General features: G+C 68.6%; 22 protein-coding genes. 16 read left to right on the forward strand and 6 right to left on the reverse strand.

Annotated features, from left to right (window positions below):
• Positions 1-29: 29 nt before the first annotated feature.
• Complete coding sequence (locus tag ACYVI5_RS12555) at positions 30-632, reverse strand: cysteine hydrolase family protein (RefSeq protein WP_460580453.1); 603 nt, start codon at positions 630-632, stop codon at positions 30-32.
• Positions 633-705: 73 nt separating this feature from the next.
• Between ACYVI5_RS12555 and ACYVI5_RS12560 the strand changes: the two genes are divergently transcribed.
• The 6 genes from ACYVI5_RS12560 to ACYVI5_RS12585 all read left to right on the forward strand — a co-directional run bounded on the left by ACYVI5_RS12560 (position 706) and on the right by ACYVI5_RS12585 (position 6,248).
• On the forward strand, positions 706-1,548 hold the full coding sequence (locus tag ACYVI5_RS12560) for a DUF72 domain-containing protein (protein WP_460580454.1): 843 nt from the start codon (positions 706-708) through the stop codon (positions 1,546-1,548).
• Positions 1,549-1,633: 85 nt separating this feature from the next.
• The gene (locus ACYVI5_RS12565; protein WP_460580455.1) at positions 1,634-2,722 is read left to right on the forward strand and encodes a LolA family protein; all 1,089 of its coding nucleotides are present in this window, start codon (positions 1,634-1,636) and stop codon (positions 2,720-2,722) included.
• Positions 2,719-3,726 carry an ABC transporter ATP-binding protein gene (locus tag ACYVI5_RS12570; protein WP_460580456.1) on the forward strand — a complete coding sequence of 336 codons (1,008 nt, stop codon included), beginning with the start codon at positions 2,719-2,721 and terminating at the stop codon, positions 3,724-3,726. Before ACYVI5_RS12565 ends, ACYVI5_RS12570 begins: the two co-directional genes overlap by 4 nt.
• 55 nt (positions 3,727-3,781) lie before the next feature.
• Entirely contained in the window at positions 3,782-4,609 is an 828-nt protein-coding gene (locus tag ACYVI5_RS12575) for an ABC transporter permease (protein WP_460580457.1), read from the forward strand.
• A 43-nt stretch (positions 4,610-4,652) separates the two neighbouring features.
• Positions 4,653-5,558, forward strand: coding sequence for an Fpg/Nei family DNA glycosylase (locus ACYVI5_RS12580; protein WP_460580458.1), 906 nt, complete (start codon positions 4,653-4,655; stop codon positions 5,556-5,558).
• A gap of 39 nt (positions 5,559-5,597) precedes the next feature.
• A complete protein-coding gene (locus tag ACYVI5_RS12585) occupies positions 5,598-6,248 on the forward strand; it encodes a DUF805 domain-containing protein (RefSeq protein ID WP_460580459.1) in 651 nt (216 codons plus the stop codon).
• Here ACYVI5_RS12585 and ACYVI5_RS12590 read toward each other — a convergent pair.
• Positions 6,202-6,732: a PNPOx family protein gene (locus ACYVI5_RS12590; RefSeq protein WP_460580460.1), complete on the reverse strand. Its 531-nt coding sequence runs from the start codon at positions 6,730-6,732 to the stop codon at positions 6,202-6,204. The genes ACYVI5_RS12585 and ACYVI5_RS12590 overlap by 47 nt on opposite strands.
• Before the next feature lie 81 nt (positions 6,733-6,813).
• Between ACYVI5_RS12590 and cofD the strand changes: the two genes are divergently transcribed.
• The 5 genes from cofD (at position 6,814) to ACYVI5_RS12615 (ending at position 13,420) form a co-directional block, all read left to right on the forward strand.
• The gene (cofD, locus tag ACYVI5_RS12595) at positions 6,814-7,827 is read left to right on the forward strand and encodes a CofD/YvcK family protein (RefSeq protein ID WP_460580461.1); all 1,014 of its coding nucleotides are present in this window, start codon (positions 6,814-6,816) and stop codon (positions 7,825-7,827) included.
• 43 nt (positions 7,828-7,870) lie between these two features.
• Positions 7,871-8,284: a PNPOx family protein gene (locus ACYVI5_RS12600; protein WP_460580462.1), complete on the forward strand. Its 414-nt coding sequence runs from the start codon at positions 7,871-7,873 to the stop codon at positions 8,282-8,284.
• Between the two features lie 138 nt (positions 8,285-8,422).
• Positions 8,423-11,050, forward strand: coding sequence for a bifunctional FO biosynthesis protein CofGH (locus ACYVI5_RS12605; RefSeq protein WP_460580463.1), 2,628 nt, complete (start codon positions 8,423-8,425; stop codon positions 11,048-11,050).
• On the forward strand, positions 11,047-12,519 hold the full coding sequence (locus tag ACYVI5_RS12610; protein WP_460580464.1) for a flavin-containing monooxygenase: 1,473 nt from the start codon (positions 11,047-11,049) through the stop codon (positions 12,517-12,519). Before ACYVI5_RS12605 ends, ACYVI5_RS12610 begins: the two co-directional genes overlap by 4 nt.
• An 82-nt stretch (positions 12,520-12,601) precedes the next feature.
• A complete protein-coding gene (locus ACYVI5_RS12615; protein ID WP_460580465.1) occupies positions 12,602-13,420 on the forward strand; it encodes an LLM class F420-dependent oxidoreductase in 819 nt (272 codons plus the stop codon).
• A gap of 145 nt (positions 13,421-13,565) precedes the next feature.
• On the opposite strand, the gene cofE is transcribed toward ACYVI5_RS12615, so the two are convergent.
• Together cofE and ACYVI5_RS12625 are read right to left on the reverse strand one after the other, a co-directional pair.
• The gene (gene cofE, locus ACYVI5_RS12620) at positions 13,566-15,005 is read right to left on the reverse strand and encodes a coenzyme F420-0:L-glutamate ligase (protein ID WP_460580466.1); all 1,440 of its coding nucleotides are present in this window, start codon (positions 15,003-15,005) and stop codon (positions 13,566-13,568) included.
• Entirely contained in the window at positions 15,002-16,009 is a 1,008-nt protein-coding gene (locus ACYVI5_RS12625; protein ID WP_460580467.1) for an LLM class oxidoreductase, read from the reverse strand. The genes cofE and ACYVI5_RS12625 overlap by 4 nt, the downstream gene beginning before the upstream one ends.
• A 331-nt stretch (positions 16,010-16,340) precedes the next feature.
• Between ACYVI5_RS12625 and ACYVI5_RS12630 the strand changes: the two genes are divergently transcribed.
• The 4 genes from ACYVI5_RS12630 to ACYVI5_RS12645 all read left to right on the forward strand — a co-directional run bounded on the left by ACYVI5_RS12630 (position 16,341) and on the right by ACYVI5_RS12645 (position 19,029).
• A complete protein-coding gene (locus ACYVI5_RS12630) occupies positions 16,341-17,339 on the forward strand; it encodes a fatty acid desaturase family protein (RefSeq protein WP_460580468.1) in 999 nt (332 codons plus the stop codon).
• Positions 17,340-17,429: 90 nt separating this feature from the next.
• Positions 17,430-17,636, forward strand: coding sequence for a cold-shock protein (locus ACYVI5_RS12635; RefSeq protein WP_460532656.1), 207 nt, complete (start codon positions 17,430-17,432; stop codon positions 17,634-17,636).
• A 92-nt stretch (positions 17,637-17,728) separates the two neighbouring features.
• Positions 17,729-18,583, forward strand: coding sequence for an LLM class F420-dependent oxidoreductase (locus ACYVI5_RS12640; RefSeq protein ID WP_460580469.1), 855 nt, complete (start codon positions 17,729-17,731; stop codon positions 18,581-18,583).
• A gap of 2 nt (positions 18,584-18,585) precedes the next feature.
• Entirely contained in the window at positions 18,586-19,029 is a 444-nt protein-coding gene (locus ACYVI5_RS12645) for a nitroreductase family deazaflavin-dependent oxidoreductase (RefSeq protein ID WP_460580470.1), read from the forward strand.
• Here the strand turns inward: ACYVI5_RS12645 and ACYVI5_RS12650 are convergent.
• Complete coding sequence (locus ACYVI5_RS12650; RefSeq protein ID WP_460580471.1) at positions 19,018-19,890, reverse strand: LysR family transcriptional regulator ArgP; 873 nt, start codon at positions 19,888-19,890, stop codon at positions 19,018-19,020. The two genes, ACYVI5_RS12645 and ACYVI5_RS12650, sit on opposite strands and share 12 nt — an antisense overlap.
• A 149-nt stretch (positions 19,891-20,039) precedes the next feature.
• Here ACYVI5_RS12650 and ACYVI5_RS12655 point away from each other — a divergent pair, with 149 nt between their 5' ends.
• The gene (locus ACYVI5_RS12655; RefSeq protein ID WP_460532842.1) at positions 20,040-20,660 is read left to right on the forward strand and encodes a LysE/ArgO family amino acid transporter; all 621 of its coding nucleotides are present in this window, start codon (positions 20,040-20,042) and stop codon (positions 20,658-20,660) included.
• Between the two features lie 8 nt (positions 20,661-20,668).
• Here ACYVI5_RS12655 and ACYVI5_RS12660 read toward each other — a convergent pair whose 3' ends face one another.
• Positions 20,669-22,960 (reverse strand): MMPL family transporter, encoded by a 2,292-nt coding sequence (locus ACYVI5_RS12660; RefSeq protein ID WP_460580472.1) that lies wholly within the window; start codon positions 22,958-22,960, stop codon positions 20,669-20,671.
• Between the last annotated feature and the right edge of the window lie 31 nt (positions 22,961-22,991).

Raw genomic sequence — 22,991 nt, forward strand, 5'->3', positions numbered from 1 at the left:
CCGTCGCGCGCCTACGCTCGGCGAGCGCCTCAGTCTTCACCGGCGAGGTCGTCGCTGCGCGCCAGCGTCGCGCCGGCCGCGCGGAGTTCGTCCAGCGCCCTCGTGCTGGATTCCGGTGACACCCCTGCGACGAGGTCGACGAGCACCCGCACATCCCGTCCGTCTGCGAGCGCATCCAGCGCGGATGCCCGCACGCAGTAGTCGGTCGCGATGCCGACGACATCCAGCTCGTTCACGCCGACCGAGTCGAGAACCGCGCTGAGACCGGCGCCGTCATCGGAGGTGCCCTCGTAGATGGAATACGCGGGAACGCCCTGTCCCTTGCGGATGTGCACGTCCACCCCGCCGGCATCCAGTGCCGGGTGGTAGTCCGCACCCGACGTGCCCGCGACGCAGTGCACCGGCCAGGTCGTGACGAAGTCGGGCTCGGCATCGGCAGGAGCGAAATGGCCGCCGTTGTCGCCCTCGGCGTCGTGCCAGTCACGCGAGGCCACCACGAGGTCGTACCGCCCTCGGTTCTGCGAGAGCAACCGGGTGATACCGGCCGCGACGGCGGCTCCACCCGGCACGCCCAGAGCGCCGCCTTCGGTGAAGTCGTTCTGCACGTCGATGATCAGCAGTCCACGCGACACTCCTTCATTGTGCCTGAGCGCGCGCGACGATCGGGGCCGAGCATGCTCGGGCGTCGGCGGGCAGACTGGACGGATGAGCCCCCGAGCGTTCGTCGGCACCTCCGGTTGGCGGTACCCGTCGTGGCGGGGCGACTTCTATCCGAGGGGCTTGCGCCAGAAGGACGAGCTCGCCTACCTCGCGACCCGGATGAACACGGTCGAGCTGAACGGATCGTTCTACTCTTTGCAATGGCCGACGTCGTATCGGCGCTGGCGCGACGAGACACCCGGCGACTTCGTATTCGGAGTGAAGGGCGGCCGTTACATCACCCACATGCTTCGACTGCGCGGCATCGAGCAGGCGATGGCGAACTTCTTCGCCTCCGGAGTGCTGCTGCTCGGCGACAAGCTCGGCCCGGTGCTGTGGCAGCTGCCGGAGCGTGTCGAGTTCGACGTCGAGCTTCTCGAGAGGTTCTGCGAGCTGTTGCCGTCGACCTTGCGGCAGGCAGCGGTGCTCGCTGAGACGCACGACGCGAAGGTGAAACGCGTCGAAGTCCCGCCGATCGAACGAGACGCGCCGGTGCTGCACGCGCTGGAGCCGCGGCACGTGAGCTTTGCGGATGCCCGGGCTGCGGACATTCTGCGCCGTCACGGTGTGGCCCTGGTGCTGGCGGACACCGCTGGACGGTTTCCCGTGTTCGACGAGCCGACGGCCGACTTCGTGTACGCCAGGCTGCACGGCGGTGAGGAGCTCTACACGAGCGGATACGACGACCGGTCGCTGCGAACCTGGGCCGACCGGATGCTGCGGCAGTCCGCGATGAACGGGGCCGATCGCGACATCTACGTCTACTTCGACAACGATGCGAAGGGTTACGCCCCGCACGATGCGGTCGCGATGGCCGGTCTGCTGGGGGCCGGTCTGCCGGAAACGTGATGGATCGTCCCAGCCAGGTCGGAGCATTCCAGCGTTAGCCTGGCGCTCAGGGCCGAATTCCCGAGCTTTCACGAGGAGATTCGTGATGAAGAGACTTCTGAAATGGCTACCCGCCGTCGTAGCGCCGGTGGTCGTTGCCGGTGCCGTCGCGGCGCCCGCCTTCGCGAACGGGCTGAGCGAAGCGAGCACGTCCACGCCGTCCGCGGCGCAGGTGCTGGCACTGATCGCGAAGGCGAAGGATGCGCACTACTCGGGCAGCATCGAGCAGACCAGCGACCTCGGCTTGCCCGAGCTTCCTTCCGGTGCGCTGGGCAACACGGGAAGCAGCGGGTCGTCCAGTGCTCAGGCGTCGAGCATCCTCGAGCTGCTGACCGCCTCGCACAAGGCGCAGGTGTATGTAGACGGCCACGGCAAGCAGCGCATCCAGGTGCTCGACAGCCTCGCCGAGCGCGACGTGGTGCGCAACGGAACCGACTTGTGGACGTGGGACTCGAAGACCAACAAGGCGGTACACGTGAAGCTGCCGTCGAAGACGGCGACGCACCACGGAGCATCCGGAACGCCGACCGCCACCCCGCAGAGCCTCGCCGACAGACTCGTGCAGAACGCGAGCAAGACCTCGACGCTGACCGTGTCGAAGGGGTCCGTCGCGTCGCACGACGTCTGGCGGCTGACGATCACGCCGAAGACGGCGGACACGCTCGTGGGCAAGGCCGTTCTCTCGGTCGAGACGAAGACCGGGGTTCCGCTGGCTGCGGAGATCGATGCGCGCGGCCAGAAGACCCCAGCAGTGTCCGTCGCGTTCACGCGCGTGGACTTCGGCACTCCGGCCGCGTCGAACTTCACCTTCACGCCACCGAAGGGCGCGAAGGTGACACAGAAGACGCTGCCGCCGCACGGTTCACATCCCGACAACCGCGTGCCGGGGTCCTTCGAGGGCCCGACCGTGATCGGGTCCGGGTGGACGTCGATCGTAGCGGTGCCCGCCGGGTCGCTCGGCGCTGGGATGTCGGGCCTCACGGCCGGGCAGTCGCAGCTGCTGAACGAGCTCACCCAGTCGGTAGACGGCGGCCGCGGGCTGCAGACCTCGCTGTTCTCCGTGCTGATCACGTCCGACGGACGCGCGTACGCGGGAGCGGTGCCGCTCAGCGCGCTCGAGTCGGCGGCCAAGTGACGCAGGTCGGCGCGGCGCCCGGAACGACGGCCGCGTCGGCTGGCAGCAGGCCCGGCGGCCGCGGGTCGGCCGGTGCGGACCTCGCCATCGCCAGCACCGGCCTGACCAAGCGATTCGGACGCCAGCTGGCGGTCGACGGACTCGACCTGCGGGTTCCGCGAGGATCGGTCTACGGGTTTCTCGGCCCGAACGGTTCGGGCAAGACGACCACGATCCGCATGCTGCTCGGACTGACCACGCCGAACGCAGGCGACGTGGAGCTGCTCGGGGAACGGATGCCACGCGCATCCGGGACCGTGCTGCCCCGCGTCGGTGCGCTCGTGGAAGGGCCCGCGTTCTACCCGTTCCTCACCGGGCGGGCGAACCTCAGCCGACTCGACGCGGCCGACCCGCGATCCGTGTCGGCGACGAGGCACCGCCGCGTCGCCGAAGCGCTGGACCGCGTGGGGCTCACGCATGCCGCTGACAAGAAGGCGCATGCCTACTCGCTCGGCATGAAGCAGCGGCTCGGCCTTGCGGGTGCACTGCTGCGCGAACGGGAACTGCTTGTGCTCGACGAGCCCAGCAACGGACTCGACCCGCAAGGGACGCGCGAGGTGCGCGCGCTCATCCGTCGACTCGCCGACGAGGGCGCCACCGTCTTCGTCTCCAGTCACCTGCTGAGCGAGGTCGAGCAGTTGTGCAGCCACGTCGCCGTGATGCGCGCGGGCCGGCTGGTGGCATCCGGATCGCTGGAAGAGCTCCGGGCCACCGGCGGCCGGGAGGCCGTGGTGCGCACCCCGGATGCCCGTGCCGCGGCATCCGTGCTCGCCGGCCTCGGTCTGGAACCCTCCGTCGCCGGTGAAGTCGTGACGGCTGCACTGGATGCGCACACCGCTGCCGAGGATCTCGTTGCCGCGTTGGTGGGCGCAGGCGTTCGGGTGCGCGGGTTCGACGTGACGTCGCCGTCGCTCGAGGACCGCTTCGTGGCATTGACCGGGGAGGGCTTCGATGTCGCAGGGTGAGGCGGCCGGGCTGCGAGCACCGTCCGAGACGCCGGAGAGGGCGGAGCCTGCCGCGATGAGCGCCCACCTGCGCCCGTTCGCGTTGCTGGGGTCCGAGCTCGGCACGCTGTTCCGTCGTCGCCGAACGATCGCCATGCTCGTCGCGCTGGCCGCCGTTCCCGTGCTGATCGCCGTCGTGGTGCGGGTCACCGGCGCGGGCTCCAGCGGACGTGGACCCGCTTTCCTCGGTGCGATCACCGACAACGGGCTCTTCGTGGGGTTCACCGCACTCGTGGTATGCATCCCGCTGTTCCTGCCGCTCACGCTCGGCGTCGTGGCCGGCGACACCATCGCGGGCGAGGCCGGTCTCGGCACCCTCCGCTACCTGCTCGTCGCGCCGGCCGGTCGCATCCGTCTGCTCGTCGTGAAGTACGCGGGCGTGGTCGCGTTCTCGTTGGCAGCCACCGTGGTGATCGTGCTCGCCGGCATCGGGATCGGCGCGTTGCTGTTCCCGATCGGACCGGTCACGCTGCTCTCCGGCGATACCGTCGATGCTGGCGGCTTCTTCGTGCGCACCGCGCTCATGGCCGGCTACGTCACGATCTCACTGCTCGGACTGGGCGCCATCGGCCTGTTCATCTCCACGCTCACCACCGTTCCGGTCGGCGCCATGGCAGCCACCGTCGTGCTCGCCGGTGTATCCCAGATACTCGACCAGCTCCCGCAACTCGACTGGGTGCACCCGTGGCTGTTCACCCACTACTGGCTCGGATTCGGCGACCTCTTGCGCGATCCGATCGTGTGGGATTCGTACGGACAGAACGCGTTGCTGCAACTGGGGTACGTCGTGGTGTTCGGATGTCTGGCGTACGGCAGGTTCGCGACGAAGGACATCCTGAGCTGAGCGGCCCTGGCCCTGCGTCGGACGTGCGGTGCAGACTGGTCGGGTGCCCGAACTGCCCGAAGTGCACGCGCTGGCCGCCGACCTCGACAGCCGGTTGAAGGGGCATGCCATCGACCGGCTCGATGTCACGTCGTTCGCGGCGCTGAAGACGTTCGACCCGCCCGTGTCGGCGCTGCACGGGATGCTCGTGGCCGGCGTGGGCCGGCACGGCAAGTTTCTCGACGCCACGGTCGTCCCGACGGACGACGGCGGGCTCAGCGGGTCGTTCGATGAGCTGCACCTGGTCGTCCATCTCGCCCGCGCCGGCTGGATCCGCTGGAGGGAAGCCGCACCGGTTCCCGCCGCTCGTCCGCGCGGGCGGAGCGCCGGCCCACTCGCCGCGCGGCTCGTGCTCGACGACGGCTCCGGCATCGACATCACCGAGGCGGGCACGAAGAAGAGCCTTGCGGTCTACCTGGTGCGCAGTCCTAGCGAGGTACCGGGAATCGCGCGACTCGGACCCGACCCGCTGGCTCCGGAGTTCACCGAGGAGGTCTTCGCGGGCATCCTTGCCGCCGCAGGCCGCGCCCAGATCAAGGGTGTGCTGCGCGACCAGTCCAGGGTCGCAGGTATCGGCAACGCGTACTCCGACGAGATCCTGCACGTGGCGAAGATGTCACCTTTCAAGCCCGCGAACATGACCTCAGCCGACGTGCACACCCTCTATGAGGCGACACGGTCGACGCTTCGCGAGGCGTTGCAGCGCGCGGACGGGCTGAAGGCATCCGAGCTCAAGGCAGAGAAGAAGTCGAACCTGCGCGTGCACGCGCGAACGGGAGAGCCCTGCCCGGTGTGCGGCGACACGATCAGGCAGGTCATCTACGCGGATTCGACGTTCCAGTACTGCCCGACCTGCCAGACCGGCGGCAAGCCGCTCGCCGATCGGGTGCTGTCGCGGCTGCTGAAATAGGCGTTTCCCCTGGTGGCGTGCAGGTCATAGGGTTCTCAAATGAGTTACACGCCACCGCCGTCGCCGCCGTACTCTCCGCCCAATGCGCAGGTGCCGCTCGAACTGCCCCACTACGGGGCGAGCCTGCCGGTCGCCTTCCGCCGGTTCTGGAAGAAGTATGCGACGTTCACCGGTCGCGCCAGTCGCAGTGAGTACTGGTGGTGGGCGCTGTGCAATGCGATCGTGTACCTTGCCGCCATCGCGATCGGCGTCGGCGGCGGCATCGCCACCGGCATAGCGGATGCCTACGGGAACGTTGCGCCTGGCCCGATCTTCGCCGTCTATCCCGTGGTCGGCATCGGCTGGTTCCTGGCAACGCTCGTCGGCAACCTCGCGATCACCTGGCGACGGCTGCACGATGCGAACCTCGCGGGTCCGTTCTTCTTCCTCGGGTTCATCCCCTACCTGGGAGGGATCGTCGTGCTCATTCTCGCGCTGCTTCCGTCCAGTCCGATGGGTGGTCGCTTCGACGCCGTCGCCTATGGGGTCGCCTACCCGCAACAGCCCTACCAGCCGTATTATCCGCAGCAGACCTACCAGCAGGCGCCATATCCGCCGCAGCAGCCCTACCAGCAGGCGCCTTACGCGCCGCCGCCCGCCCCGCCTACCGCCGAACAGACTCCGCCCGATCCGCCGCAGGGGCAGGCGTGAGCCGGAAGATGCGCAGCACTCGGCCGCTGGCGCGCTCGTAGCCGCGGTACCCGGGCCACTGCCGCTGGATGTAGTCCCAGACATCTTCGCGCTCGTCGTTGCCGATGAGTTGTGCCCGCACGGGAATCGGCCTGCCGTGCACCACGGCGACTGCGTCGGGGTGCGCGATCAGGTTCGCAGTCCACGCCGGATGCGCGTCACGGGCGAAGTTGCTGCCGGTCACGAGCATCCGCCCGTGCGGTTCCGGGCAGTACATCAGCGTGGTCTCACGCACGAGGCCGCTCTTCGCGCCGGTCGTGCGCAGCACCAGTGACGGTACGAGAAGACCGCTCAGCTGCACTCTGCCGCGGGTGATCACGGCCATGAACCGTTCCAGTGGAGGCATGACAGTGGGCCCTACGGCTCGGAAGAACCGGGTGCGTGAGAACCAGGCGACGGATGCCCGCACCGCGCGAAGCGGGGAGGACGTGCGCAGCGAGGGCATGCGTCGATTCTGACGCAGACGCCATCACTCGTCTGTGGCCCCGAGCACGAACGTCGAATCTCACCTGATTGACTTGACCGCATGACCGATCTGCAGCGTGTGACCGTTCTGGCCGGCGGCGTGGGCGGCGCCCGCTTCACCCGCGGGCTCCTCGCGCACCTGACGGATGCCTACCCGGACGGGATAGGCGGCTCGCGCGTGACGGTCACCGTGGTGGTCAACACCGGCGACGACATGACGCTGAACGGCCTGCGGGTCTGCCCCGACCTCGACACGGTCATGTACACCCTGGGCGGCGGCATCAGCGAGGAGCAGGGCTGGGGACGCGACGACGAGACGCGCCGGGTCTCCGGCGAGATCGCGGCCTACGGTAAGGGCTGGGACTGGTTCACGCTCGGCGACCTCGACCTCGGAACGCACATCGTGCGCACGGAGCTGCTCCGCGACGGTGCGACACTCAGCGAGGCGACCGGGTACCTGTGCAGGCGCTGGCGGCCGCAGGCACGTCTGCTGCCCATGAGCGACACGCCAGTGGAGACGCACGTGCGGTTGGGCGAGGCGGTCGACGAGCATCCGCAGGGGTCGCTCATCCATTTCGAGGAGTGGTGGGTGCGGTACCGGGCGGGCGTTCCGGCCACTGAGTTCGTGCAGGTGGGGCTCGAATCGGCCGTCGCCGCGCCCGGGGTGATCGAGGCGATCCGCGACGCGGACGTCGTCATCCTGCCGCCGTCCAATCCTGTGGTGTCGGTGGGGACCATCCTCAACGTGCCAGGGATCCGGGAGGCGGTACGAGAGACGCGCGCTCGTGTCGTCGGCGTCTCGCCCATCATCGGTGGCGCTGCCGTGCGCGGCATGGCGGATGCCTGCCTCACCGTGATCGGCGTCGAGACGTCCGCCGGGGCGGTCGGCCTGCACTACGGCGGCCGCCGCTCCGGCGGACTGCTCGACGGCTGGCTGGTCGACGAGGTCGATGCGGACGCGGTGCCCGCACTGAAAGCCGCAGGCATCGCCGCCCGGGCCGTTCCGCTGTGGATGCGCGACGTGCCGACGACCTCGCAGATGGCCGCCGCGGCGCTCGATCTCGCCATGAGCTGACACACCGGCTCCGCAGCGGGGCACGTTCCCTACGATCGGCTTCATGGCAGACCCCAACGACTACAACCAGCCGATCATCGACGAGTTCCGCGCCAATGACGGCACCGTCACCCACTTCGGACGCGGCCTCGTGCTGCTGCACCACACCGGCGCGAAGAGCGGAATCGAGCGCGTCACGCCCGTTGCCGCGTGGCGAACGGCACCGGACGCCTGGCTTATCGCCGCCTCGAAGGCCGGCGCCCCGGACAACCCCGCCTGGTACCACAACCTGCTCGCCCACCCCGATCTGACGATCGAGACGCCCGACGACGGCGAGGTGCAGGTGCACGCCACAGGGCTGACGGGCGACGAGCGCGACAGCGCGTGGCAGGAGTTCACGAGCCACTACCCCGGATTCCTCGACTACGAGAAGAAGACGGACCGCGTCATCCCGGTGGTACGGCTCACTCGACGCTGAGCGCGTTCACAACCGGGGCCGTGCGAGTAGGCTCGCCACGAATCAGCTGTATGGCCTGGCTTTGGGTCGCATCTCTCTTTTCCCTTGTTCCTGTTAGCCGATCGGCTCCCACGACGGCTAAGCACGCAGAGGATGTCCGTGGCCGCTGAGCAGCTGACCGTTACCGATGTCTTCTCGCGCCGCCAGGCATCCGCTGGTGCCTCCGTGGCCACCTCGTCGATGCCGCAGGAGGACGGCACGGCCGCGGTGCGTCCGTCTCTCGAGCGCATGGCGCAGGCGCTGGATCGCGCGCGCGAAGCAGCGGAGGCCGGGATCCCACCCACGCACGACGACGCTGAGACGCTGCTGTTCGCCCGCGGCGGCGACCTCGACGACCTGCTCGGCATCGCGTCCCGGCTCCGCGACGAGGGCCTCGAGCGAGCGGGCCGGCCCCGCGTCATCACCTACTCCCGCAAGGTGTTCATTCCGCTGACGCACCTGTGCCAGGACCGCTGCCACTACTGCATCTTCGTGCAGACTCCCGGCAAGCTCGCCAAGGCCGGGATCTCGCCGTTCCTCTCCGAGGACGAGGTGCTCGAGATCGCCAGGCAGGGCGCGGCGATGGGCTGCAAGGAGGCGCTCTTCACGCTCGGCGACCGGCCGGAGAACCGTTGGGCGGTGGCGCGTGAGTGGCTCGCGGAGCACGGCTATGCCTCGACGCTCGAGTACATGCGGGCCATGGCGATCCGAGTGCTCGAGGAGACCGGGCTGCTCCCCCACCTCAACCCGGGCGTGATGAGCTGGGCCGAGCTTCAGCGGCTGAAGCCCGTCGCACCCTCGATGGGAATGATGCTGGAGACCACGTCGGTGCGGTTGTGGTCCGAGAAGGGGCAGGCGCACTTCGGCTCGCCCGACAAGGACCCTGCAGTACGGATGCGCGTCATCGACGATGCCGGGCGCTCGCGCATCCCGTTCACCACCGGCGTGCTGCTCGGCATCGGCGAGACGGTGCGCGACCGCGTTGACGCCATGTTCGCGCTGCGGAACTCGCATGCGCGGTGGGGGCACGTGCAGGAAGTGATCGTGCAGAACTTCAGGGCGAAGGACGCGACCGCCATGATGCACCGCCCCGATCTGGCCGCCGACGAGTATGCAGCCGCAGTCGCCGTCACCCGGCTCGTGCTCGGAGCGGATGCCCGCGTGCAGGCACCGCCGAACCTCACCGATCACGATGAGCTCGCTCTGTTGATCCGCGCCGGCATCGACGACTGGGGAGGCGTCAGCCCGCTCACGCCCGACCACGTGAATCCGGAACGGCCGTGGCCGCAGATCGACGAGCTGGCCAGGCTCACCGGACTCGCCGGCTACACGCTGCACGAACGGCTCACGGCGCACCCGCACTTCGTGCGCGAGGGCGAGCCGTGGATCGACCCGGCCGTTCGCCCGCATCTGCTGGCGCTGTCGGATGACTATGGGCTCGCCGACGAGGCGGCACCGGTGGTGGGGCGACCGTGGGAGCTCGTGTCCAGCGCCTCCGCGTCCATCCGGCCGGCACGCATGTTCGGCTCCGAACCCCGAGCGACGATCCCCGGTCCAACTGCAGCGCAAAATACGCAAAATGCGCATTTTGCAAGAGGTGCCGACGCCACGCTAAGTCCCGTGCCGCTTCGCGTGGCCGGACTGCTCGAGGCTGCCCGCCGCGAGCCGCCCGGGCTCGACGACGCGGACTACGTCGCGCTGCTGGGCGCAGACGGCGAGGAGCTCGAAGCCCTCGCGGCCCTCGCGGACAACGTACGGCGCGAATGCGTCGGCGACGAGATCACGTACGTGGTGAATCGCAATATCGACGCGTCGCTCCTGCGCACTCTCGGTGGGAAGAACGCGCACCCTCGAGCGGAGGAACACGCGCGCTCGGCGCCGAAGACGCTGGGGAAGACGCCGCAGGGAACGCTCACGCTGGAACTCGCCACGGCGCTGGCCGACGAGGCCGCAGAGCTCGGAGCCACGGAAGTCTGCGTTCAGGGGCGCATCGGCGACGACGAGCCGGCATCCGCGTACCTGGAGCTCGTGCGCGCGATCCACGCGCATCACCCCGAGCTTCATGTGCACGCGTACAGACCGATCGAGCTGCTCGACGGAGCGAAGCGGTTCCATATGCCGTTGCCGGAATATCTCCGGACGCTTCGCGAGGCGGGCGTCGGAACCGTTCCCGGTACGGGCGCGCGCATTCTCGACGACAGCATCCGGAGCATCCTCTCCGGGGGGACCGAGCTGCCGGTCGCGGAGTGGACCACGACCGTCGAGGCGGCGCACCGGGCCGGGCTGCGCTCTACCGCGACGATGATCTACGGGCACATCGAGACGGCATCCGACCAGGTTGCGCACCTGCGCATGCTCGCCGACCTGCAGCGGCGCACCGGCGGCTTCACCGAGTTCATCGCCATGCCGTTCGTGCCGCAGGACTCCCCCGTCACCGTCCCGGGCGCGCGGCCTGGGCCCACGCTGCGCGAGTCGCGAGCGGTGCACGCGGTGGCCAGGCTCATGCTGGCTGGCACGATCGACCATCTGCAGGCGGCGTGGACGAAACTCGGCATCCACGGCACCCGGCTGGTGCTGCGTGGCGGCGTCGACGACCTGGGCGGGGTGCTCATCGACGGCGAGGTCGCACCGTGGGCCGGCCCCGAGCAGGGGCGCGTGCTCAGTGTCACGGACATGCGCCGCATGGCGGACGAGGTGGGGCGCCCTCTAGCGCAGCGCACGACGACGTACGAGCGGGTCGCGGGATGACGGTCGAGGTCGACGTCGCGATCGTCGGTGCCGGATTCGCCGGGCTGGGGCTGGGCATCCGCCTGAAGCGTCGCGCGGCCGAGAGCGGGGCGAACGAGTCGTTCGTGATCCTCGAGCGGGCCGACGACGTCGGCGGCACGTGGCGCGACAACGTGTATCCGGGCGTGGCGTGCGACATCCCGTCGCACCTGTACTCCTACTCGTTCCGCACGAAGCCGGACTGGTCGCACGTGTACCCGAGCGGTGCCGAGCTGCAGGAATACCTGCGCGAGTGCGCACGCGAGGAGGGACTCCTCCCCCACCTGCGGTTCGGCGAGCCCGTCACGGATGCCAGCTGGCTGGTGGACGACGAGCGCTGGCTCGTCACCACACCGGCCGCTCAGTACCGCGCGCGCGTTCTGGTGAGCGCGGTGGGCCGGCTGAGCGAACCGCGCATCCCCTCGATCGACGGCCTCGGCGGATTCCGAGGCCGCGCGATGCACACCGCGACCTGGGACGACACGCTGCCGCTCGCGGATGCCAGGGTCGGCCTGGTCGGCACCGGTGCGTCAGCGGTGCAACTGCTGCCGGAGCTCGCCCGTCGCTCGCGTCACGTCACGGTGTTCCAGCGAAGCGCACCATACGTGGTGCCACGCGGTGATCGCCCGTACTCGGCCGCAGAGCTCGACGAGCTGACGGATGCCACCGCCCGCCAGAGCCTGCGCGAACAGATCTTCTGGGACGCCGAGTCGGCGTTCCCGCAGCGACTCGGCGTACCGGAGGCCATCGGCGAGCTTCGCGAACGGGCCCGCACGCAGCGCGAATCGCAGGTGACGGATCCGCTGCTGCGCGCCGCACTGACCCCCGACTACGAGATCGGCTGCAAGCGCGTGCTGCTCTCCGACGACTTCTACCCCGCGTTGCAGCGGCCGAACGTGACGCTCGAGGCATCCGCTCTCCAGCACATGGATGGCTCCACCGCCGTCGCCGAATCCGGCACGCGCCACGAGGTGGACGTACTCGTGTTCGCAACCGGATTCCACGCGACGCGCCCGCCGTTCGCCGACCTCGTGACCGGGCGGGACGGCATCCGGCTCGCTGAGCGCTGGTCGGACGGCATGCGCGCCTACGCCTCGACCGTGGTGCACGGCTTCCCGAACCTGTTCGTGCTCGACGGGCCGAACGCCAGCCTCGGCCACAACTCAGCCGTCTACATGATCGAGGCGCAGCTGGACTACGTGCTCGGCGCGCTCGACCACCTCAGAGCCTCCGGCGATCCGCTCGAGATCCCGCTCGATGCCGAGGATGCCTACGTCGCCGCGATCGACGCCGCCGCCCGCGACACGGTCTGGCTGAGCGGCTGCACGAGCTGGTACGTGGACGAGCGCAGCGGCCGCCTCGCCCTGCTGTGGCCTGGCTACGCACACACGTTCCGCGAGCGAAACGGCACCTTCGACCCCGCCGTCTACCGCGTTCCGGTGGCGAGCTGATCCCACGCTTCGGGTGCGCTCGCTAACGTCGAGACATCCGATCCGCGAGCGCCCCCGTGCTCGCTCGAACACCAGGAGAATCGTGCCCAGTCAGGACGCCCCCGTTCGCATCGGCGTGCAGCTTCAGCCGCAGCACGCCGACTACCCGACCCTGCGCGACACTCTGCTGCGCCTGGAAGATCTCGGCGTCGACATCGCCTTCAACTGGGATCACTTCTACCCGCTCTCCGGCGAACGTGACGGGCTGCACTTCGAGGGCTGGACCATGCTGGCCGCGTGGGCCGAGCAGACCGAGCGCATCGAGATCGGTCCGCTCGTCACGTGCAACAGCTACCGCAATCCGGATCTGCTGGCCGACATGGCCCGCACCGTCGACCACATCAGCGCGAAGCCCGCTCCGGACGGAACGCCAGGAACCGGCCGGCTGATCTTCGGCATCGGCTCCGGCTGGTTCCGGCGGGACTACGACGAGTACGGCTATGAGTTCGGCACGGCAGGCTCCCGACTGGACGCCCTCGCCGAAGCCATGCCGCGCATCGAGCAGCGCTGGCAGAAGCTGAATCCGGCGCCGACCCGCGACATCCCGGTACTGATCGGCGGTGGCGGCGAGCGCAAGACCCTGCGCATCGTCGCCGAGCACGCGGATATCTGGCACAGCTTCTCCGACCCCGACACGCTGCGCCACAAACTCGGTGTGCTGGACCGCTGGTGCGAGACCGTCGGTCGCGACCGCGACGAGATCACGATCTCCGTCGAGCCCGGGCGCACTGCATCCCGCTCGGAGCTGGACGAGTTCCATTCGCTAGGCGCGCGCCTGTACACGCTCTCGATCAGTGCCCCGCACTACGACTGGGACAGCGTGCACCGACTGCTCCAGTGGCGCGACGCCGCGAACGGCTGAGGACTACGCGGCCTCTGGCCGATCCATCGCTCCCGTCCCTCGGTCGCGACGTCGCAACTTCCGGCGTTCGTACTCGAGCGATTTTCGAGGTGCCGCAAATTGCGCATTTTGCATCACCTCGAACATCGCATGCAGCTCCGCGAGGTCAGCCGACGAGTTCGCGGGTCGCCTCCCCAAGGCGGTCGCGAGCCTCGTTCAGGGCCGACGCGTCGTCGATGTCGAGGCGCAACGTGGAGCCCTGCGGGACGGCCAACTCGTGATAACCCGCCTCCGCATGACGGAGGCGGGAGTCGATTCCGAAACGGGAGGAGACCGCGGCGCCCGGCGCCGCCGTGATCGCCGTGGTGCCGGTTCCGTCGTGGTCGGGAACGAACGCGTACGGATGCCCGCCCTTCGCCGCATCCACCGCGAGCCGCAATGCCTCGTCGAGGTCATCAGCCCGAAGTGCTGGAAGATCGCCGACCAGCACGGCGACAAACGACGACGGCCAGCGCTCATACGCGGCGGACACTCCGGCCGTGACCGCGCTATTGAGACCCGTTCCAGGGTCCGGGATCACGCAATCGGCCAAGTCGCCGAGAACGTCGCACAGTCGCGAGTCGGCAGTAACGACGAGCACCCGATCCGGATAACCCGCACTCCGAACGGCGCGAATGGTGTCGGTCAGGAATGCGACCGACAGCTGCCTTCTGTCGATCCCTGCCGCATCCGCGAACCGGGATTTCGCGCTGTCGCCTCCCTTGAAAGGGATGACGACGGTCCACCGGGGTTCTGCTCCCGCGGCGATCGCGAGTCCGGTCGCCAGTCCGCGCCGGTATCCCTCGGCGAGCGCCTCGTCGGTGCCGAGCCGGAACATGTCGCCAGGACCGGTACGGGCCAACGAGCGACCGGTGGTGAACGGCGCCTCGCCATCCACCACCAGGCGGGAGGCACCGCGCACGACCGCCACCGGGCATCCGCTTGCCTTGCCCTTCACGAGGTCGCCGAGCGCCGCCAACTCGTCCCCCACGGCCGGCTGAGTCACGGCGAGCGGCTTGCCAGAGGCATCCGTCTGCCCGCGAAGGTCGTCGACGACGCGCACACCTGCCGCCCCGATAGCAACGTCCGTCTGACCGATGCGCCAGGTGCGACCCAGGGTGTCGCTGACGATCACGCCGAGTTGCACGCCGAAGCGGGCACTCCAGGCGTCGCGCAGTGCCTGCGCGGAGGCATCCGGATCCTCGGGCAGCAACAGCACGACGCCGTCCGGTGCGTTGCTCGCGTCGACTCCGGCGGCAGCACCCACGACGCCCTGGCGGTTTTCCACGATGCGGGTGAGACCGCCGTCGTAGGCGCGCGTCGCGACGACGCGCACGGTTTCGGCGGTGATCGCATCCTCGCGGTCCTGAGCCGCCACCACGCGACCCTCGGCCTTGGACACCACTTTGCTGGTCACCACGAGGATGTCGCCGGGCTGGAGGGCACGCTCCGGCCTCTCGCGGGCATCCGCTTCCAGTGCATCCCCAACGAGCGCGGCGAGGTCGTCGCCAGGCACGATCTCCCGGATGCCGGGAACGGGCCACGCGGTGAGTACGGCGGCCGTCATCGGTGCAGCTTGGGCAGCACGTCGCGCCCGAAGACCTCGATCCACTCCCGCTGGTTGCGGCCCACGTTGTGCAGGTAGACCCGGTCGAAACCGAGATCGACGTACTTCTGGATCGCGGCGCGGTGAACGTCGGGGTCGCTGGAGATCACCATGCGCCCCTGGAAGTCCTCCGGGCGCACGAGCTTCGCGATCTGCTCGAACTCGAACGGCGAACGGATGTCGGCCTTCGGGAACTTCATGCCCCCGTTCGGCCACTCGTGCATCGCGCTCGCCAAGGCCTCCTCGTCGGTGGGAGCCCAGCTGAGGTGCAGTTGCAGCACGCGCGGAGCGTCGTCCGGGTTCCTGCCGGCGTCACGCTGACCCTCATCGAACTTCGCGAACAGACCGCTGATCTTCTCCAGCGGTGCGCCGACCGTGATGAGACCGTCCACGCTCTGTCCGGCACGCTTGGCGGTCACCGGTCCCGCCGTGGCGATGAGGATCTCCGGCGCGTGCTCGGGCATGGTCCAGAGCCGCGTCGACTCCAGCTTGAAGAACTGACCGGAGTGCTTGGCATCCTTACCGGCCAGCGACGCCGAGAACAGCTTCTTGATGATGTCGATCGCCTCGAACATGCGGTTGATGCGCTCCGGCGCCTCCGGCCAGTAGCCGCCGACGATGTGCTCGTTGAGCGCCTCACCCGACCCGAGCCCCAGCCAGTGCCGCCCCGGATACATCGCGGCGAGCGTGGCGGACGCCTGCGCAACGATCGCGGGATGGAAGCGGAAGCTGGGCGTGGTGACGCCGGGCCCGAGATCGCCCTTCGTGCGCTCGCCGATCGCGGTGAGCACGTTCCAGACGAAGGATGCCTGCCCCTGGGTCGGCACCCACGGCTGGAAGTGATCGGCGGCCATCACCCCCGAGAATCCGTGCTGTTCGGCGTGCGCGCTCAGTTCGACGACCTCCATCGGAGCGAACTGCTCGAGCATCGCGGCGTATCCGACTTGGAGTTCTCGCGTGGCCATGCGCTCCATTCTGCCGATCGCGCCCCGGAGCCGTCGACAGGCGACACGTCACGATTGCCAGGGCACTTGCGGTTTGAGGCATGAGTGCGGCGGTAGCCTTTGAAGCAGCGATCGGCGTTTTGCCTTTGGCATAGAGATGGCCGTGACGGCCGACTATCAGACAGGCATACTCATCGCAGCTTCAACCGCCGCACTCGCATTACCGGAATCAGCAGCACCGTCGACGGCGACGGCTCTTCCCGAAGGTCGTCTCGGCGCGGTGCGCGCGACTCGTCGCCGATCGGATGAACGCGTCGATGTCGCCGCGTCGTACACAGAGGTGTCACGCGCGGTGAAGGCCCAAGGTCTTCTGCGACGCACACCCGCCTATTACGCACTGGTCGCCCTGTGCCTCTTCGTTGCGACGGCCGGCGTCGTCGTCGGAATGGTGCTTCTTGGCGACAGCTGGTACCAGCTCATCCTGGCCGGTGTGCTCGGCTTGATCTTCACCCAGTTCGCGTTCCTCTCGCACGAGGCGGCGCACCGCCAGATTCTCGGATCCGGTCCCGCCAACGACCGGCTCGGTCGCTACATCGGCACCTTCGTGGTGGGTATGAGCTACGCGTGGTGGATGAACAAGCACACCAGGCATCACGCCAATCCGAACCAGGTGGGCAAAGATCCCGACATCGCCGTCGACACGATCTCGTTCCTCGAGGAAGACGCGGCGAAACGCACCGGCCTCATGGCGATGCTCACCCGCCGGCAGGGATACCTGTTCTTCCCGCTGCTCACGCTGGAGGGCGTGAACCTGCACCTGACATCCACCCGGCACCTCTTCGGACGGAGCCAGGTGAAGGGTCGCAAGACCGAGATCACGTTGCTCGCTGCGCGCTTCGCGCTCTACCTCGGGCTGCTCTTCTTCTTCCTGCCGCCGGGCATCGCCGCGGCCTTCCTTGGCGTGCAGCTGGCGGTGTTCGGCGTGTACATGGGCGCGTCCTTCGCACCGAACCACAAGGGCATGCCGATCATCCCGGCCGGCACCAAGCTGGACTTCTTCAGCAAGCAGGTTCTGACATCCCGCAACGTCAGCGGCGGCTGGTGGGCGACGATGCTCTTCGGCGGCCTCAACTACCAGGTGGAGCACCACCTGTTCCCCAGCATGGCCCGCCCGCACCTGGCACGCGCGCGAAGGATCGTGCGCGACCACTGCGCCGCCAACGGCGTACCCTACACCGAGACGACACTGCTGAACTCCTATGGCATCGTCATCGCCTACCTGAACCGGGTCGGGCTGCAGGCTCGAGATCCCTTCGCCTGTCCGGTCATCGCCCAGTACCGTGGGGTTTAGCACGGCATCAAGAACGTCGGCAGCATCACAGCAGCCGCACGGGGAACCGCAGTTCGCGGTTCTCGAACATGAATAAAAGGAATACGACGTATGGCCACCGGCACCGTCAAATGGTTCAACTCTGACAAGGGCTACGGCTTCATCGCCCCCGACGACGGCTCGGCCGACGTCTTCGCCCACCACTCCGCCATTCAGGGAAGCGGCTACCGCAACCTCGAAGAAAACCAGAAGGTGGAGTACGACGTGGAGCAGGGTGCCAAGGGCCCCCAGGCCACGAACATCCGCAGCGCGCAGTAACAGCACGCAGCACACCACAACGGCGCGGGTCGGAGGGATGGTCCCCTCCGGCCCGCGCTTTGCGTCTGCGGCAGTCACGATAACGTCGACGCATGGACATCGGATTCCACATCGCCGACTTCACCTGGGACATACCGCCGCAGCAGCTGGGCGCCACCTTCGCCCGAGCCGCGCAGGAGGCGGAGGCGGCCGGCGTCAAGCGCATCACCGTGATGGACCACTTCTGGCAGATCCCCAACATCGGCACCGCGGAGAAGCCGATGCTCGAGGGATATACGGCGCTCGGGTTCCTCGCCGCGCACACGTCGAGCGTTCTGCTGCATACGCTCGTGACGGGCGTGATCTACCGCGAGCCGGGCATCCTCGCCAAGCAGATCTCGACGCTCGACGTGCTCTCCGGAGGCCGTGCCGGACTCGGCATCGGAGCGGGCTGGAACGAGGAGGAGTCGAAGGGTCTGGGCATCCCGTTCCCGCCGACGAAGGAGCGCTTCGAGCGGCTTGAGGAGGCCATTCAGATCTGCCTGCAGATGTGGAGCGACGACGAGGGCCCGTATGACGGCGAGCGCTACCACCTCGGTCGCACCCTCAACTCGCCGCAGCCGTTGAGCAAGCCGAGGCCGTATCTCATGATCGGCGGCGTCGGGGAGAAGAAGACGCTCCGGTTCGTGGCCAGATACGCGGATGCCTGCAACATCTTCGGCTCGCCCGATGCCGCCCACAAGCTGGACGTGCTGCGTCACTGGTGCGACGTCGAGGAGCGTGACTACGACACGGTCGAGAAGACCACGACGACAGCGTTCACGCCGGGGGCGGACCTCGACGAGTTCGTCGGCCGGCTCGACAAGCTCCGTGAGCTCGGGTTCACCACCGCATACGTCTCGGCGCGTGTGCCCGATCCGCTGCACGCCGTCGAGTTCTTGGGTTCAGTAGCAGAGAGGGTTGCATAGGCATGCCGTTGACGGGGGAATGGGAACCGGGCACGTCCGACTGGGCGCGCCAGCAGGTCGAGGAGTTCGAGGCATCCGGTGGCGCGAAGGCGAACACGCTGCGCGGCGTTCCGATCGTCGTCGTGACCTCTGTCGGCGCGAAATCGGGCAAGCTGCGTAAGAACCCGGTGATGCGCGTCGAGCACGACGGCGAGTACGCGGTGGTGGCCTCGAAGGGCGGCGCCGACAAGAATCCGACCTGGTATTACAACCTCGTGCAGAACCCGAACGTCGAGCTGCAGGACGGCCCGGAGCGGCACGACTACATCGCGCACGTGGCGGAGGGTGCCGAGCGGGATGCCTGGTGGGAGCGCGCCGTCGCCGTCTGGCCGGACTACGCGAACTACCAGAAGAAGACCGACAGGCAGATCCCGGTGTTCGTGCTGACGCCTGTCTCAGCTGCCTGACCGCAGCACGGTGGCGCCGGCGAGGATCGCCTCGCGCACCCGGTCGAGCGCGGGACTGCGCAGATTCCACTGTTGCCAGTAGAGCGGCACGTCGATGCCGTGCTCGTCGAGCACCACAACCTCTTGACCCGCCTGCGGCAGCTGCACGGTGGGGATCATGCCCCAGCCGAACCCGAGCCGCACGGCGGTGACGAAGTCGGCGGATGCCGGCACCTGATTCCGCGGCGGGCTCTCGTCGCCGACCCGGTGCTTGCGCAGGTAACGGTGCTGCAGGTCGTCTTTGCGGTCGAAGTCCACATACGGCGCAGCTCGAAGCGCTGCGGCGGTGACGCCGTGCGGGAACCAGCGGGCCGCGAACTCGCGGTCGGCCGCTGGCACGTAGCGCATCACACCGAGCGGCTCCGCCGTGCAGCCCTGCACCGGCGCCGAGTCGGCCGTGATGGCGGCCATGACGGTGCCATCACGCAGATACGAGACCGTGTAGTCCTGGTCCTCGCGGTGGAACTCGAAGTCCATCCCCTCGAGTCCCGCGAGCGCCGGCAGCACCCACGTCGCAAGCGAGTCGGCGTTGACGCCGAGCGGAATCAAGCGCCGGCCTCCCTCCTCTCCTGCGAGGTCGAGGGCCAGCGCGCCGGCCAGGGCATCCAGTTGACGCGCGACGCGCAACGCGGCGGCGCCGGACTCCGTGACGGTGACGGGTTTGGAGCGCACGAGCAGCACACGCCCGAGGGATGCCTCCAGCGCACGGATGCGCTGGCTCAGCGCCGACGGCGTGATGTGCAGGGCGCGAGCGGCGGCATCCAGTGTGCCGTGCGTCACGGCAGCCTCAAGGGCGCGGAGCTGCGCGAAGTCTAGATCCATCGAAAGCTATGCTAATGCAGCATTAGAAACAGTAGCTTCACTTCATCTTCGGATGCTCGTAGTGTCGTCGGGTGCCCGTCCCTATCTCGCTCGTATCCGCGGCGACCGAACTGCAGGCATCCGTGCATGCCGGGTCGGCGGGCTCCGGGATCGGCACCGTCTTGGCGGGACTCGGATTCAGCCTCTCGCTGATCGTGGCGATCGGAGCGCAGAACGCGTTCGTGCTGCGGCAGGGACTGCGTCGCGAACACGTTCTGCCCATCGTGATCGTGTGCGCGGGCAGCGACGCGGTTCTGATCACCGCGGGCATTGCCGGCGTCGGCGCGCTCGTGCTCGCAGCGCCGTGGGCGATCGCCATCGTGCGCTGGGTCGGCGTGGCGTTCCTCGTGCTGTACGGGGTGCTCGCGGCAAAGCGCGCGTTCCGGCCAGGCGAGCTCGATCCTGCGTCGGGTTCCGGTCCGGCCGGCCTGTGGGCAACCGTCGCGGCCTGCTTCGCGTTCACCTGGCTCAACCCGCACGTGTATCTCGACACCGTCGTGCTGATGGGCACTGTCGGCAACGGCTATGGCGCGAACCGCTGGTGGTTCGCACTGGGCGCCGCACTCGGTAGCGCCATCTGGTTCACCGCACTCGGGTTCGGTGCCCGCCTGCTCGGCCCGCTCTTCCGCTCCCCCGTCGCCTGGCGCGTGCTCGACGTGCTCATCGCCGTGACGATGTTCGTCCTCGCGGTCACGATCGCATTGGAGGCGCTCCACGACGGTGTCGGTTGAGCATGCGCTCAGCTCTCGGCGATACCGATCTTGGCGTGCACGCGTTTCATCCAGCGCGGCGCCCACCACATGATGCGCTCCTGCCAGGTCATGAACGCCGGCACGAGAAGGCAGCGCACCAGGGTCGCGTCGATGAACACGGCGAAGGCGAGGGCGACACCGAGCTGCTTGATGATGATCAGGTCGCCGGTGGCGAACCCCGCGAACACCACGATGATGATGAGTGCGGCTGAGGTGATGATGCGACCCGAGCGCTGCAATCCGAGGGCGATCGCCTCGCGACCCGGCAGGCCGGCATCCACCCGTTCCTTGATGCGGGAGAGGATGAACATCTCGTAGTCCATCGCCAGGCCGAAGCCGAACGCCAGCGCGAGGAGCAGCACGATCACGTCGACGCCGTACACCCGCCCGGCGTCGAAGCCGAGGATGCCCGCGAACGCGCCGTCTTGGAAGCCCCAGACGAGGAGCCCGAGCGATGCGCCGAGCGAGAGCGCGCTGGCGAGAAGCGCCTTCAACGGGACGACGAGTGAACCGGTCATGAGGAACAGCAACGCGATGGTGCCGGCCGCGACGATGAGGATCGCCCACGGGGCGCCGCGCACCAGCGAGTCGGCGAGATCGACGGTTCCGGCGTCGATGCCGGTGACCCAGTGGCCGAAGTGCGGCGGATCGGCACGGATGCTCCGTACCACCTCGACCCCCTCGCGCGGGTTCACCTCGACTCGGGCGGTCCACGACTCGCCCGACTTCTGCGGCTGCTGCACCGAGTCGACGTGTGCGAGCTTCGTCACCTCGCGCGTCCAGTCCACGAGATGCTGACGGGTCGTCGTGACCAGTTGCACGCGGGCGGGTGCGGCATCCGGGAATTCGTCGGTCAGCGTGGTCTCGAACGTGTACTGGCTGGAGGACCGCGGCACGGCGTCGATGCTCGTGTTGGCCAGAGCGAGTGTGACGACCGGGCTGCCGAGCAGCAGGAGCACGACCACGCAGCCGAGCGTGACCAGCGCGGGATGCCGCTGCACACGGCGGGTGAGCCGGGAGAAGAAGCCCTCCGCCGGCGCGACGTCGCCGAACCGCGTGATGGACCGGCCGAGCCAGGGCAGCCGGGTGAGCGCGCCGGGCCTCAGCAGCTTCTGCCCGGTGAGGCCGATGATCGCCGGGATGAGTGTTGTCGCCGACAGCATGGCGATCACCGTGACGGCGATCGCGGCGATTCCCACGGCATGCACGAACGTCGGCTCGAAGACGAGCAGCCCGAGGCTGGCGATCGCGAACGTCGTGCCGGAGAACAGCACGGTGCGCCCGGCGTGATCCAGCGCGGAGGCGACCGCGGCGATTCTGATCGCGCGGTGCTGCGCCGGTTCGTCGTGATCGCGCCCGTACAGCTTGCGCAATCGCTCCGTAGTGGCGCTATCGCGCCCGGCCGCCGCCCGGTACTCCTCACGGAAGCGGCTCACCACGAGCAGTCCGTAGTCGATGGAGAGACCGAGGCCGACCGCAGTGACGACATTGATCACGGTGTTCGCGATGTCGGTGACGTACGTGAACGCAAGCAGCACGCCGAGCGACGTGACGATTGACGCGCCCGCGCCGATCAGCGGGAGCCCGGCCGCGATGAACCCACCGAACACGATGAGCATGACGAGCAGCGCGATGGGCAGAGCGACGGTCTCTCCGCGTCGCAGGTCGCTCTCGCTGATCGACATCAGCGAGTCGGTGAGCAGCTGAGTGCTCCCGACCGCGACCGTCGCGCCCCGGTGGGCAGTGCGTAGATCGTCGGCGGCGGCATCCATCAGCCGCTGCACGTCGTCGACGGTGGCCTGTGACGCCGAGTGGCCGGCCGCCGCGGCAACGGTCGCCGTGATCAGGACGCCTCTGCCGTCTTTCGCGACGAGAGGCGCGACCTGCGGGTTCTGGATGCCGCCGGGCGCGGCGAGCGGGTCGGCCACGGTCGTCTCCGGCAGCGCGGCCAGATCGCGGGCGAGCGCGTTCGTCCGCGTCGCGACCTCGCGATCGGAGAGATCGACGCCGCGGATCAGCAGCGTGACGCTTTTGCCGGAGCTCGACGCGAGCCGGTCGGCGCCGGCAGAGCTCTCGCCGTGCACGCTCGGGACCGATCCGGCCAGGCGATCGAACAGCGTCTGCCCGCCGATTCCGCCGAGCGCCGTGGCCGCCGCTGCCGCCACGACCACGAGCCAGCACACGAGAGTGACCCAAGGATGCCGCGCGGCAGTCGCGCCGAGCCGGCCGATCGGTCCGAACCGGACAGGCTCGGGACCACGACTCGTCGGCTGCGTCAACGACCCTCCCGGTGTGTTCGCGGCTGGGCCG

This window comes from Humibacter ginsengisoli (assembly GCF_054780095.1).